The sequence below is a fragment of the Roseibium sp. ROS1 genome, assembly GCF_054658215.1.
On the sequence record NZ_BAAGIG010000002.1, the window covers coordinates 1,616,782 to 1,628,586 of the forward strand.

Genomic DNA, 11,805 nt, shown 5'->3' on the forward strand with positions numbered 1-11,805 from the left:
GGGACCTCTCCGGGGATTTCAAATGGAATATCAAATTGCGATCCTGTGGAACTGGCAGACGCCGAACAAATTTCCGTTTGCCTTCGTTCTCGATCCGGTAATTCGCCCGCGACAGGGCGAGCGGTTCATCGATGTCCCTCACCTGATGTATGATGAGGAAGTTCCGGAAAGGTCGGCACTTTGCCTCTTTGATCCGGACACCCAGGAATGGGACGGCACAATGTGGATCGCAGACAGTACGGTTCCCTGGACGTCCGAGTGGCTGCACCACTACGAGCTTTGGCACGTGGACGGACAGTGGCGCGGCAAAAGCGCGCCGGGTCCGATCTCCATCGGAGCTGGTATGGAGCGAGATGCGGTGTCCAATTGATGAAGCCCACCTTTGAATACGTGATCAAGAAGGTGGTCGATTATGCGACCCGGGTCCGTACACCTGCTCGCATTTTCCTCACCTGCGGTGCCGCGCTGATGCTGTATGAGGGTATATGGGTAGGCTTTCCGGCAGCGGACCTGATTTGGAAAGGCGAAGGCCAGTCAGTAAGTTTGTCGGTTTCTGACGCGCCAGCCGAATACCTGTCCGTGGCAAGGTTGGGACTAGCGGTAATATTGATGGTTGTCGGTGGTGTCTGGTCACTGCGAGACCAACGCCGAGAAGAAGCACGCACCGCTAAAACAAGGGTGATAGTCATCGAATCCAGAGGGTTGAGGGACGAACAGGGCCGCTCCCTTTCGGCGTCCGTTTCCAATAATCTGCGCAGCCGGGTAGATGACTCCTTGGTGGACTTGAGGCGCTTCAACCGAGACGGCCGAGTTATCGATCCGGATGGTGCCGCCCAGGAAGTCATGCAGGTCATCGGCGACCTGCGCCGCCGCCGGACGGACAAGGACCGAGACGACATCGCCCTCGTCTATGGTGGGCTTACGCCCGTCCCTTTCACCTTCCTGCTTGGAGTGCTTCTGGACGATGAGGGTCCGGTCGAATTGTGGGATTGGGATCGCACTCAGGAGCGGTGGAGGAAGGTCAACGATGACGACGACGGCAATCGCTTCAAGGTAGACTGGAAACCACCGGAAAGCACTTTTTGCGAAGCGGTGATCGCGGTTTCGGCATCATATCCCATTCTCGATGAGAACCTTGAGAGAGCTTTTCCAGGACTCCCGGTACTTCGTATGGATCTCGAAGGGCGGGGACAAGATAGCCACTGGTCGGCAACCAAGCAGACTGTACTCGCCACGCAATTCCTGGATGCGGCAAAGCAGTTCGAGGAAGCTGGGGTCAAAAAGGTGCATTTGGTGCTTGCCGCCCCAAACAGCCTCGTTTTCAGCCTTGGGAAGCGCTACGATAGACGCAACGTGCCTCAGGCGGTCGTGTACCAATATGAACGCGACTCAGATCCCGCATACCCTTGGGGGCTGATGTTGCCGAAACCTGGTGAGACGACGCCCCAGATTGTGAAGCGTCTTGGTTAGCATGTCATGCGCTCTCGGCCCGGATGGAAACACGGGGATCGGCTCGACTCAAATCTCGAGAAGAAATTAGACTTCAGAGTTTTCTATTGCAGGCTGAACCTCAATTTCATTCTGGATAACACAATTGTCATCATCTGCTCTTAAGTGATGATTAGTTCTAAGAAATTTTCTTGGATTAAATTAAAAGGGGAGGCATGAGCCTCCCCTTGAATTTTGTCGCCCGCTTCACGACTTCCCGATACTATCCCCTTACGGGCTTGACCTCGGGATACGGTGCTCGCGCGGACCTACAGAGTTTTTACGCCCTGCTCCATCTTTAACGACCCTGAGGTTGATACAGGGTCGCGGATCTCTCCGATTGATTTGAAAATAATATTATTTGACGCGATGGTCAAGTCCATACACATACCACCCGGAATCATACATCGCTCAAAAATGACACACACGCCATTTCTGCTCCCAATTCATTGCACAGGATTCTCCTGATTGACTGAACTGATGATCCTGTTGAGATAATGTCATCAACTATCAAAATTCTTTTTCCTGTTACGTCAGGGCATTCTCCGCATGTGGTGAATGCATCAAATAGAGTCCGTATTCTTGTGTTGACTTTCTTTGCTTGAAAAACAGTATTCTGATCATCTTTCTCTAACGCATCGATCAAAGTCTGTAGCGGTTTCTTTTGACCCGGCCGCACTTTACGATCGCCACCCCTAAAATCCTCAAGTATTTCACCAATGTTTTTCTTTCTTAGAAAATCTGAAGCAAGAATATCAACTTGAGCAATCCCCGCAACTAAAGAAGAAAACTCATTACAAAATGACGAAGATGAAGGAATGGCCAAGCATAGGTCAAAACCTTGAAGATCGGATTGAACTTTTTCAAGAATTTGTTTGGCTCGACGCATAATTTGCGTCTTCCAAAAAGGTGTAATTGAATAACCGTTCCGACCTTTGAGGGCATATATCAAGGGGTTTCCATCATCACGCCGATTACCTCTCTGATTTCGTTTAAACGCGTGTATGACAGGAATCCCATCAAGGCTTCCTCGCGTGGGATTTGCCTCTACAGAAGTGTCAACGCCTTTTTCATGTAGGTCATTGATTCTAACAGCCTTTGACTGCGCTACTTCAATTCCCATTGTCGGCCGCTAGTTTCATTATTTTAGTCCCGACAAGCATACATACATCATGATGTAGATGAACGCTCTGCCCCTGCAACTTGAGATTACGACATGCCATCCGTAAGGATTAAAAATTGATCCTTAAAAAAGCTTTATGATCTGATCACAATGGAAGTCATCACATAATTCCAAACCGACGGTGACGCGGTAATTCAGTCGACGACATCAACAGTTTGATCGCTCTCGTAATTAAGAGTCGCAAGGAATTTCATCACCGCCTCGACCTCCCCATCATCCAAAACAATGCCACCTATCGGCTCCTGCGACCAAGCCTTCAAACGATCGTAGAAGTCGACGCGCTCCATGCCCGTCATACCTTCGGGATCGATGAATAACAGTGGATCAAAGTGGGTACGGATTGCGTCCGACAGCGCATCGACGGAACCGGAATGCATGTAGGGCGCCGTTTTCGTCACGTTGTACAATGGCGGCGTCCGGAACATGTATTTGTCGTTCACATCGAGGGTCACGTTGAAACGGCCGTAATCGACTCCAAAGCCATTCTTGCCGAACCCCACCTGAGGGCTTGCGAAGGCGTGAAAGCCCATGTCGGAGAAGTACGGACCGTTGTGGCAGGCGACACAGTTCCCCTTGCCGAAGAATATCAAACCACCTTTGATTTCCTCGGGACTTAAAGGGCCGTCGCGAAAAACGAAATCATGAAACCGCGTCGGTTTCACCCTGAAGTTCGTTCGAATAAAGGCTGCAATCGCCTCTGCGGCGTCTGAAAATTCGAGTTTGGCGACTGAAACATTCTGGGCCTTCGCCAATGCGTCACCGAGTTCCGGATCTTCACGGACACGCTCAATCAACGTTTCATAAATCGAATTCGCCGTTTCAACGGTTTCCGTCTGAAGTTCCAGAGTACTCTTGTTATCGATCAACATCTCGCCGATTTCAACGGGCGGCAAATGTGCGGCGACGATCAGCGGATCATTCGAGGGCGCCTCGTCGCCGAACTGGCTGTGAACGGCGCTCCCGTTTCGCTCCACCTTCCCGTCCCAGAAAAGAACGTCAAACCCTTTGCCTCCGCGGCCCCACAGGGGCAAGACATTCCGTGGAATGATATCGCCACCCCTGAACACGCGCTCGGCACCTATCCCCTCCCCCTCGGTACCGATAGCAATAGGAAGACCGTCGGCGGACCCGAATTTATCGAGGTGACAAGAGGCACAAGCGGTATCCTCGCTCAGCGAAAGGAGTCGGCTCTCGAAGAGCTTCTTGCCGACTTCGACGAGAGGTTCCGGCGACGCGACATGCGTTTCCGACGCCGGAACAAGTCCGTTTTCGATCGCGGCCTCTCGGAGGACACGGCTTCGTAGGTCGTCCGCTTCCACCGAGCAAATCGGCCCACCCAAAAACCAAAGGCCGAGAAGGATTCTAGTAGCGGATTTCATGAATGCGAACGACCTCTCTTAGATCTGCTCCCTTTTCCTCAATCGCAACCAGGGCCATTTCACTCAGTTCGTTTTCCGTCAGTCCCCACCGGATGAGAGACTTTCTCATCAGATCGTAGTCCTGGCAGTCGATGAGACCGATCTCGGCGGACTTCACGTCCATCACGTTGGCCTTGGAAGGCGTCATGACCAGCCGCTGTTTGGCCAGCAGATGATTGCGCATGGCATTGTCACACTTGAAGGTAAGTTCGGAAAACTCGGCCTGGTTCATTTTCTCGACGCCCAACTTCCAGATCGGTTGGGCGATGAACGAAACAGCCAACCCCAGGATACATCCTGCGAGAAAACTAATTGGCGACGATACCAAACGCATTGAGCACCTCCGGCGTAATCGTACCTGTTACCCGCAATCCGTAGTCACTCTGGAACTTGGAAAGAGCCGCCTTCGACTCCGAACCAATGATGCCGTCGATCGCGCCATTGTAATATCCGTACGCCATCAATCCTGACTGCACCCTTCTTGCGATCGCTTTGAATTTCTCCGAATTTCCGGGAAGTGTTTTAGGTGCGGCGGCTGGAGGACTCGGTAAGACGGATGTTGGCGGCGTGCTGGTTGTGTTCCGGTTCGTAGCCGGCGGATTGTAAATTGTTGAACCGGAGCTGCGCGGCGCAGAATACCCCCCGCCGGAAGAAGACCGATGACTTGAATGCGATCTATGGCTTGAGTGAGAACGGTGGGCCGCCAGCGTATAGGTGTGTTGGCTCTTGAGGTTGTCGAAGACGGTATTTTTCTTGGCAATGTCGGACACTGGATCAGACGGCGTATTCGCCGCGGTGTCGCCTCCCCAAAATCCCGCCGCCAAAAGCGATGGAATAACGAACTTCTTTTTCATAGTGCCCCCACACTCGAAAACCCTCGCTCTTCCGGATACCACTCGAAAAAGCCAGTACACCTATTAATAGCAGAACAATCACTGCAAGTCGGTAAATACTTCTGTTTCCAATCAGAAATAGAGTTTGCACAGAACCGTCGGTATGGCTCTGGGACGGTGCAGAGCGGGAAATTGTACAAAACCGTTTCAAGGCCACGAATGTTGGCGATATCGACTCCGGCCGCGATTGGGTCGAAGTTTTGGGAGCTGTCGAAGAACTCTCGGCCCCAGTTTTGTCGGCCGTACCCGATCGGCTCCAACTGCATGATCGCCCAGAAGGAAATATGAGGATGGTGGGTCGTCACGTACGAAGACAGGTCTGCCAGTCCGTTCACATTGGCGTTGAGGACCACCGTCCTCAATTCAATCCGATGTCCATTCCTTCCCAAGAGAGCAATGTTCCATTCGAGCGTTTCAAAGGCGCCGGCCTTCGCCACGACGTCGTCATGCGTTTCAGGCGACGCCGAATAACACGGAATACCCCAAAGGATGCGGGTGCGATCCAAGCGTTGGAGGACCGGTTCGTCGTTTTTGTCGAAATGCTGTCCATTGGTGAGGATATGAAACTCGATATCCGGCCTGCGCTCCTGCACTCGGAGCAAGAAATCAAAGAGCCTGCCTTTGTGAAGCATCGGCTCGCCGCCGGATATCCCGATCGTCGTTCCGTATGGTGCCAACAAAGCGGCTTCGTAAAAGGGGTCGAACAAATCCACGTGGTACGCCTTGGGAGGCTGGGAGCACATGACGCATCTCTGATCGCATTGCTCGGTCACCAGGAACGTATTGTGAAGCGAGCCGTTCCTTATCAAGCGATGGAGTGACCTCTGGCCCGGCAATATCATAACGACGTCACCGTCCAGGGCATCTGGGTCCGAAGTTCTAACCGTCAGGGACAGTCCGCAAACGTCGTATTCGACAAAGCCCTGACCGCGGTGGATAGCGCCGGCAGTTCCCTCCTCGGAAGGGCCGCCATTCTGGAGCCGGATCACAAGCGGATCCGAGATGGGAAAGGGGTCGATCGCGACCCTCAAAGGGATCATTTCAGCCTCGCCGCCAGTTCCGTCCGATATGTCGGTGTTCCGAGCCAATGACCAAGCGAGCGATGCACTTTGGGATCTTCCGAGTAGATCAACTCGAATGCGAAACCGAAAAGCGCCGTGTGATGTTGGCAGTGAGCCGTTTCGTGTCGAGGGATATCGATGCGACCATATCTTGAAAGGTCATCGATGACGTCGGGACCGCAGTAGGCCTGGTAGACGCAGTGGATGCAATCCGGATCGTCAAAATTTGAAGCCGCCGAATTGAGAACGTCGCGCTTCCGCGCATCTATCCCGCTGTCGACATCTCCGATGGAGAGATCCATGCGACCGATCCTTGAGACCATGCGCGCTTCGTCGGTGGGATAATACTTCCCGTCGAAGTCGACGACGAGATAGTCATATCCCAGCCAATTCGGATTCCTGAGATCGACATGATTTTGGAGGCCCGTCATGAAAATCCGCCGGAGCAAATGGCTCAGATAATACTCTTCGACCGCATCGTCATTTTTCCAATTATGCTCGACCAATCGGTCGACGAACCGCCTATAAAATTCCATCCAGGCCTCTTGCGTATCCCTGAAGTCATACCGCTTTCGCGCAAATCCCTGGTAATTGACGCGGCGGAGATAAATTGAACGGAGACCAAGCTCAACGAAGCTCCGTATCACGCTGTCCGGGTCCGGCAGATTGTGAACGTCGAGCGTCGGAAGCGCTGAAACCTTTGCCGTTCCAAAGCGCGAAAACGCTCTTTGGAGATTGGCCCGAAATTCGTCGTGCACGACGGATTCCTTCGTTCGCTGTGATCGATGAACCTCCTCCACACCATCGAACGATGTGCTGATGAACGTGTCTGCTGCGCCTAGAAATTCCCAAGCCTTCTCCGAAACGAACTGAAGATTGGTGCACACGACGAACTCGGCTTGTCGGAAATTATTGCGGCAAAACTCCCGGACCTCTTCCAGTATATCCAAGCGGAGCAAGGGCTCTCCTCCTTGGAATTCGATCTTTATGGTCTCGGTGTCCAGCTTTGAAAGGGATCCCAAAAACTGTCGCAGGATCTCGTCATTCCAATCGAATCCGGATGCCGTCTCCGGCGCACGAGAGACTTGGCAGTAGTCGCAGCTCAGGTTGCATCTCAGCGTGGGGATCAGAATGAAATAATTCAGTTTCGAAACTGGATTTATCCGCCTTGCCCATCGACCGCAAAAGCCATCGAAGGCGGCGTCACTCGTGTCACGGTAGGCGTGACCATGACGCCTCAGAAACTCGAAGTCTTCGTCTGTCAGGGTGTCGTCGACATACCTATCGAGAAACTTCTGATCGCTCCTGAAAAAACCACCAGCGTCGTTCGTGAACAAGAGCTCCCCATGAGCATGCTCGCGAAATTTGAGTGGCCAGACCTTCATTTTCCGAAAACCGCGAGATTGAGAGCTTGTCTGCTGTCCTTGCCTTCTTCCCGAATCTTCTCGCGATAGATCGCATAAAAAAGCTGCTGCCTGAAATCATCGAAATCAAGGTTTCCCGGAAGCCCAATTTCCAGATATCCATCTCGGGCATCGATCCGCGCAGTCGGAAAGAGGTACCCGATCCGGGCGATGGCTGAATTCAGAAAGGCTGTCAGCTCGACTGGGATATCCAGCCGAAACTTCGAGAGCGTATTGTGATTTTCACTCGGCTCATTCACCTGAATTGGCTTTCGACTGTCATCGGGATGCACTATTACCTCTGAATCAGATGCAGTCCTAGATACCAAAACCCTTGATTGAAGTGAAGTTGAGACCGGGGCAGCCGAATTCTCGTTATCTCGCCAATTCAGCCCGGATTGTGAAACTCAGCGTTGCGCTCGACGCCAGCCCGCTGCTCGAGCCTCCGTTTCGGAGCAAAACCATCGTTCACCCCTACCCGTATTGATCTGGGTTTTGTCGTAAAATTCCTGTCCTGGAAGATGATAGATCCGTGCGCCGGTCGAAAGGCTTATGTTGCCTTTGATGTTGCAGTTTCCTCCACTATTCCCTGTCCGGACGGTTCGATCCTCTTCGCGCTGTTCCTGTTGATCGGATTGCTTCCGGGCGCGGTACTCCCAAGGCTTTTCAAACGCCCCCTGCCAAACGCCACTTTTTTTCGCCGACGCATTCGCCTGGTATTCGGCATAGGCACCATTGCTGTAACGAGGCCAGTCCAAAGCATGTCCGGCAGTTACAAGGGCAACCGAAACACTCTCGCCGTCGGCACGATAACAGTCTCCAACGTAGCGACCGTATTGATCCCATTCGACGAAGATGCAGGTTGTCGGTCTGGACGCCGCGAGGTAGCCATCAAGAAAGTTTGCGGACTGACGTCCGCAGCGATACCTTTCACCACCTTCACGGAAACAATTCTGATTGGTTTCCGGCGCGTCGATGCCGTTGAATCGAATTCGCTGACCGCGAATTTCGATGGTGTCTCCATCTATTATCGAAGCCCTTCCGACAATGGTTTCTCCGGGTCCTTTGGATCCGCGGCTCAACAATCCGGCGAGTTTTGGGACTCCTTCGTACCAGACTGAAAGCCCCGTACTGACGATCAGGAAAACACTGAAACCAAGTGCGATGTCGGTCAGTCTTATTTTCGACGGCTTGGACGCGCGAGACGTCACATTCAGGCTTACGATATTTCCTCCGACGATACCTTTGCATGCCGGGTAACGCGAACACCCCCAAAATTCGCGTCCCTTATTTCGTCCGCGTTTCGCAACCCTGCGTCTCATCTCGGCCCCACACTTTGGGCAACGAATTCCCATCACGGCATCCCACTTGTTGGCCAAGACTGATCCAGAGCGTATTCACTCTCCCCAATAAAGTATCGGCATCGGTAGCCAACTCGATCACCCTTTCAAACCGAGCTCGGCAACCCTGCATCAACGAAACCAAGACGCACTGCATGAACACTATGATTGATCCCGCGCTGCTGCTCCTAATTTCAAAGGACAATCAAAGGAAGTTTTTCACAGACTTTGCGGCACAATCCCTTTCTTCCAGTTCCGACTCCCGATAGGCCAGCGCCTCCCTAGCCTTTGGAAGTTAGTCAATGAAATCAAAACGATCCGTCCTCACCCCAAGCATGATCACAACCTTTTGCGAAAAACGCCTCGCGCCCGTGTTCGCACCGCAGGATGTGGAGGTTCTCCGCGGACACCTGGTCGACCTACTGGAGAGGAACGAATATCCAACGTACAGGGGAAGCCGTCTGGACGTCCGGGCACTGGCAGAGGGTTTGGGATTGAACTCTCGCCGTCTGATGGCTGAGAGGTCGAACCTACAGCCGATATTTGACGCGGTTGCACGAGCCATCACCGAAAGATCGCTGCGACCGGAAGCATATGAACAAACCTATCAGTCCACGAATGTTCCCCCTCGTACGGCGCGAGAGTACCACTCAAGTGGTCGTGGGCGTCGGGGCAAGCCACCGCGGCCAGTTGTTGAATTTCCAGATCCGCTGGCGGCAACCTGGGATGAGCCTTCGAACTTTGGTGCTGCGCTTCGTCTGCATTCCAAGCGGCATGGGGAGTCCATATACCACCTCTTTAATGCAGTGGTTCGCACCGAAGACGGCGTCAAGCGCAGCACCTTTGTTGGATGGGGGCAAAGGATTACTGCACCAAGCTCCCCGATCAGTCTGGAAATCCTGCGCCGCATCGAACGCCGCTACCGTCTACCGGAAGGATACTTCTCTGGAGTTTCGGAAGCCGTACAGGGAAGTCCAGTGAATTGCGAACTGGATGAAATGACTCCGGCCGAACGGCGCCGATTTGTCTGGCACCTGCCGGACGATTTCAGGCGGAGACCACGGACCGAGCAGGCTGAGATCCTTTCGTGGGTGCGAAACGTGATCATAAGCGGCTCGACCGAATATCGCCGTTACCAGGCGGCAGCCATGCGGCAGCGCTACGCGGTGCGTTTTCACTGGGCCACAGGTTCGCAGCGGAAATTTTCAAGAAGCAGCTCATGCGATCCCTCTGACATTGTGGACGCATCAAAACGGTTGAACGACGAACTGGCGGAACTTCTGCGTTTCAAGACTTCAACGTTTGCGGCATTTGGCCAACAGCGAAATGGGGTCTGGGGCCCAGAGACAGCCTCGCAGAAAGTCGAACATTTCGGACTGTGGTTCGGCGCATTCACGGCGTCTTCTGAAGGTGACGTCCAAGGATATGGCGCCGATCCGGAAGTGCTGACTTTCGCGATGACGGTCTTCCCACAAGTCTGGGATTGGTACCTGCACTGGCGCGAAAAGCGGCGGGGTTTCTATACCAGATGGGAAATCGACATGTTGTCCGTGGCCGCCGCTCTGTGCCGAGAGGAAACCGGTTGGTTGCGTCAAACACCACGCATTGCATCCAGCCTTCAGAAGATCGAAGGGCTGATCTCGGAACAGGACATCTCCGATGCGCAAAACGATTGGGCGTCCGCCTGTGAGCGGATGTTCAAGCACGCTCGACGCCGCATCAAGGAGATTGAGCGTGTCGCGAAGATTCACCGGGATCCGTTTGAGCCAATCATGCCGGTTCTCGAGGCTCCCAGTCCGGTCGGGGAGTATCGGAAAATCACCGAAGAAATCCTGCACCGAATGCCAGACGAAAGGCGTCACGCTCGTGCGGCGGCCGAGGCAGTCCGCTCTTTCTTACTTCTCCGGATTGGTCTGCATACAGGGCTTCGTCAGAAAAACCTGAGAGAACTCCTGCTTTGCAAGGCCGGCGACCTGCCAACGTCCGAGCGAAAGCTGGAGGACATGAAACGAGGAGAACTGCGCTGGAGCACCAGAGATCGGGGATGGGAAATACTGATCCCCTCCGTCGCCTTCAAGAACGCGAACTCTTCATTTTTCGGATCGAAACCATTCCGTTTGATCCTGCCTGATCTCGGAAGACTCTACGAGATGATTGAGACCTGGATCGACAGGCACCGCTCGCGCCTCATTGGACCGGCGGCGGACCCCGGCACGTTTTTCGTCAAGACGGCGAAAATCACCAGCACCAATGCCGCCTATTCCCAGAACACATTTTTTGAGGCGTGGCGAACTGTCATCCAGCGATACGGCATTTATAACCCCTGGACCGGACGCGGCGCGATCGAAGGGCTGCTGCCACATGGACCGCATAACGTGCGTGACGTGCTTGCGACACACATTCTCAAGCAGACCGGATCGTACGAGCAGGCCAGCTATGCGATCCAGGATACACCAGACATGGTGGCGAAACACTACGGACGCTTTCTGCCGCAGGACAAAGCGGAAATAGCCGCGAGAATTCTCAACCAGGTTTGGGAGGCCGCGTAATCAGAAAAACACCGAGGTATCAGGCCCGTTTGATTGAAAGCCTCAACCGCTGAGCGAGCCAGAATTTTGGAGCACCGGAAGCTAGAGTTCCCCAGCTGCTGCGCACTGAAATTCAATTGACCCTAGGCTGAATGTTTCAACCTATTTGATTATACAGACTTCACTTCTACTTTTAAGAGAGTTACGGTTGTAGCCTTACCAAGCTGGGAGGAACAACAAATGCGTACTATCTTGATTTCGATGCTTGCAACGGTGTTTGCGACAGCTGCCATTGCCCATAGCGGAGGCACGAACAGCCAAGGGTGCCACACCAATCACAAGACCGGCGGGTATCACTGCCATTGATTGAAGGCAACGTTCTGGTTCCAGCCGGGGAAAACCTCCGGTTGGATCGATGGAAGTGTTCCTTGTTTACATCAATCAGCTTCGCAAGAAGACGTCCACACCTTCGCTAATCCTTCCGCACTCAA

General features: G+C 53.4%; 12 protein-coding genes. 4 read left to right on the forward strand and 8 right to left on the reverse strand.

Going from position 1 to position 11,805, the window contains the following annotated elements; translation table 11 throughout:
- Positions 1-22: 22 nt before the first annotated feature.
- Together ACYQ6M_RS15420 and ACYQ6M_RS15425 are read left to right on the forward strand one after the other, a co-directional pair.
- Entirely contained in the window at positions 23-370 is a 348-nt protein-coding gene (locus tag ACYQ6M_RS15420; protein ID WP_460074520.1) for a hypothetical protein, read from the forward strand.
- On the forward strand, positions 370-1,470 hold the full coding sequence (locus ACYQ6M_RS15425; protein WP_460074521.1) for an SAVED domain-containing protein: 1,101 nt from the start codon (positions 370-372) through the stop codon (positions 1,468-1,470). The genes ACYQ6M_RS15420 and ACYQ6M_RS15425 overlap by 1 nt, the downstream gene beginning before the upstream one ends.
- A 418-nt stretch (positions 1,471-1,888) precedes the next feature.
- Here ACYQ6M_RS15425 and ACYQ6M_RS15430 read toward each other — a convergent pair whose 3' ends face one another.
- The 8 genes from ACYQ6M_RS15430 to ACYQ6M_RS15465 all read right to left on the reverse strand — a co-directional run bounded on the left by ACYQ6M_RS15430 (position 1,889) and on the right by ACYQ6M_RS15465 (position 8,825).
- Positions 1,889-2,611, reverse strand: coding sequence for a phosphoribosyltransferase family protein (locus ACYQ6M_RS15430; protein ID WP_460074522.1), 723 nt, complete (start codon positions 2,609-2,611; stop codon positions 1,889-1,891).
- A gap of 194 nt (positions 2,612-2,805) precedes the next feature.
- Entirely contained in the window at positions 2,806-4,050 is a 1,245-nt protein-coding gene (locus tag ACYQ6M_RS15435) for a His-Xaa-Ser system-associated MauG-like protein (protein WP_460074523.1), read from the reverse strand.
- Positions 4,034-4,423 (reverse strand): TIGR03982 family His-Xaa-Ser system protein, encoded by a 390-nt coding sequence (locus ACYQ6M_RS15440; protein WP_460074524.1) that lies wholly within the window; start codon positions 4,421-4,423, stop codon positions 4,034-4,036. Before ACYQ6M_RS15440 ends, ACYQ6M_RS15435 begins: the two co-directional genes overlap by 17 nt.
- Positions 4,398-4,943 carry a His-Xaa-Ser repeat protein HxsA gene (hxsA, locus tag ACYQ6M_RS15445; RefSeq protein WP_460074525.1) on the reverse strand — a complete coding sequence of 182 codons (546 nt, stop codon included), beginning with the start codon at positions 4,941-4,943 and terminating at the stop codon, positions 4,398-4,400. The genes ACYQ6M_RS15440 and hxsA overlap by 26 nt, the downstream gene beginning before the upstream one ends.
- The gene (gene hxsC / locus ACYQ6M_RS15450) at positions 4,940-6,022 is read right to left on the reverse strand and encodes a His-Xaa-Ser system radical SAM maturase HxsC (RefSeq protein ID WP_460074526.1); all 1,083 of its coding nucleotides are present in this window, start codon (positions 6,020-6,022) and stop codon (positions 4,940-4,942) included. The genes hxsA and hxsC overlap by 4 nt, the downstream gene beginning before the upstream one ends.
- On the reverse strand, positions 6,019-7,428 hold the full coding sequence (hxsB, locus tag ACYQ6M_RS15455) for a His-Xaa-Ser system radical SAM maturase HxsB (protein ID WP_460074528.1): 1,410 nt from the start codon (positions 7,426-7,428) through the stop codon (positions 6,019-6,021). The genes hxsC and hxsB overlap by 4 nt, the downstream gene beginning before the upstream one ends.
- Positions 7,425-7,706: a hypothetical protein gene (locus ACYQ6M_RS15460; protein WP_460074530.1), complete on the reverse strand. Its 282-nt coding sequence runs from the start codon at positions 7,704-7,706 to the stop codon at positions 7,425-7,427. The genes hxsB and ACYQ6M_RS15460 overlap by 4 nt, the downstream gene beginning before the upstream one ends.
- Positions 7,707-7,853: 147 nt before the next feature.
- Positions 7,854-8,825 (reverse strand): thermonuclease family protein, encoded by a 972-nt coding sequence (locus tag ACYQ6M_RS15465; protein WP_460074531.1) that lies wholly within the window; start codon positions 8,823-8,825, stop codon positions 7,854-7,856.
- A gap of 263 nt (positions 8,826-9,088) precedes the next feature.
- On the opposite strand from ACYQ6M_RS15465, the gene ACYQ6M_RS15470 reads away from it, so the two are divergent.
- Both ACYQ6M_RS15470 and ACYQ6M_RS15475 read left to right on the forward strand, forming a co-directional pair.
- Positions 9,089-11,335 (forward strand): hypothetical protein, encoded by a 2,247-nt coding sequence (locus ACYQ6M_RS15470; protein WP_460074532.1) that lies wholly within the window; start codon positions 9,089-9,091, stop codon positions 11,333-11,335.
- 219 nt (positions 11,336-11,554) lie between these two features.
- On the forward strand, positions 11,555-11,680 hold the full coding sequence (locus ACYQ6M_RS15475) for a YHYH domain-containing protein (protein WP_460074533.1): 126 nt from the start codon (positions 11,555-11,557) through the stop codon (positions 11,678-11,680).
- The last annotated feature ends 125 nt before the right edge of the window (positions 11,681-11,805 follow it).

What these genes read in the sequence shown, in the direction of transcription:
- hxsB (WP_460074528.1), bottom strand. Translation starts at nt 7,428, where the DNA reads ATGAAGGTCTGGCCACTCAAATTTCGCGAGCATGCTCATGGGGAGCTC.
- ACYQ6M_RS15440 (WP_460074524.1), bottom strand. Translation starts at nt 4,423, where the DNA reads ATGCGTTTGGTATCGTCGCCAATTAGTTTTCTCGCAGGATGTATCCTG.
- ACYQ6M_RS15430 (WP_460074522.1), bottom strand. Translation starts at nt 2,611, where the DNA reads ATGGGAATTGAAGTAGCGCAGTCAAAGGCTGTTAGAATCAATGACCTA.
- hxsA (WP_460074525.1), bottom strand. Translation starts at nt 4,943, where the DNA reads ATGAAAAAGAAGTTCGTTATTCCATCGCTTTTGGCGGCGGGATTTTGG.
- ACYQ6M_RS15475 (WP_460074533.1), top strand. Translation starts at nt 11,555, where the DNA reads ATGCGTACTATCTTGATTTCGATGCTTGCAACGGTGTTTGCGACAGCT.
- hxsC (WP_460074526.1), bottom strand. Translation starts at nt 6,022, where the DNA reads ATGATCCCTTTGAGGGTCGCGATCGACCCCTTTCCCATCTCGGATCCG.
- ACYQ6M_RS15420 (WP_460074520.1), top strand. Translation starts at nt 23, where the DNA reads ATGGAATATCAAATTGCGATCCTGTGGAACTGGCAGACGCCGAACAAA.
- ACYQ6M_RS15435 (WP_460074523.1), bottom strand. Translation starts at nt 4,050, where the DNA reads ATGAAATCCGCTACTAGAATCCTTCTCGGCCTTTGGTTTTTGGGTGGG.
- ACYQ6M_RS15425 (WP_460074521.1), top strand. Translation starts at nt 370, where the DNA reads ATGAAGCCCACCTTTGAATACGTGATCAAGAAGGTGGTCGATTATGCG.
- ACYQ6M_RS15470 (WP_460074532.1), top strand. Translation starts at nt 9,089, where the DNA reads ATGAAATCAAAACGATCCGTCCTCACCCCAAGCATGATCACAACCTTT.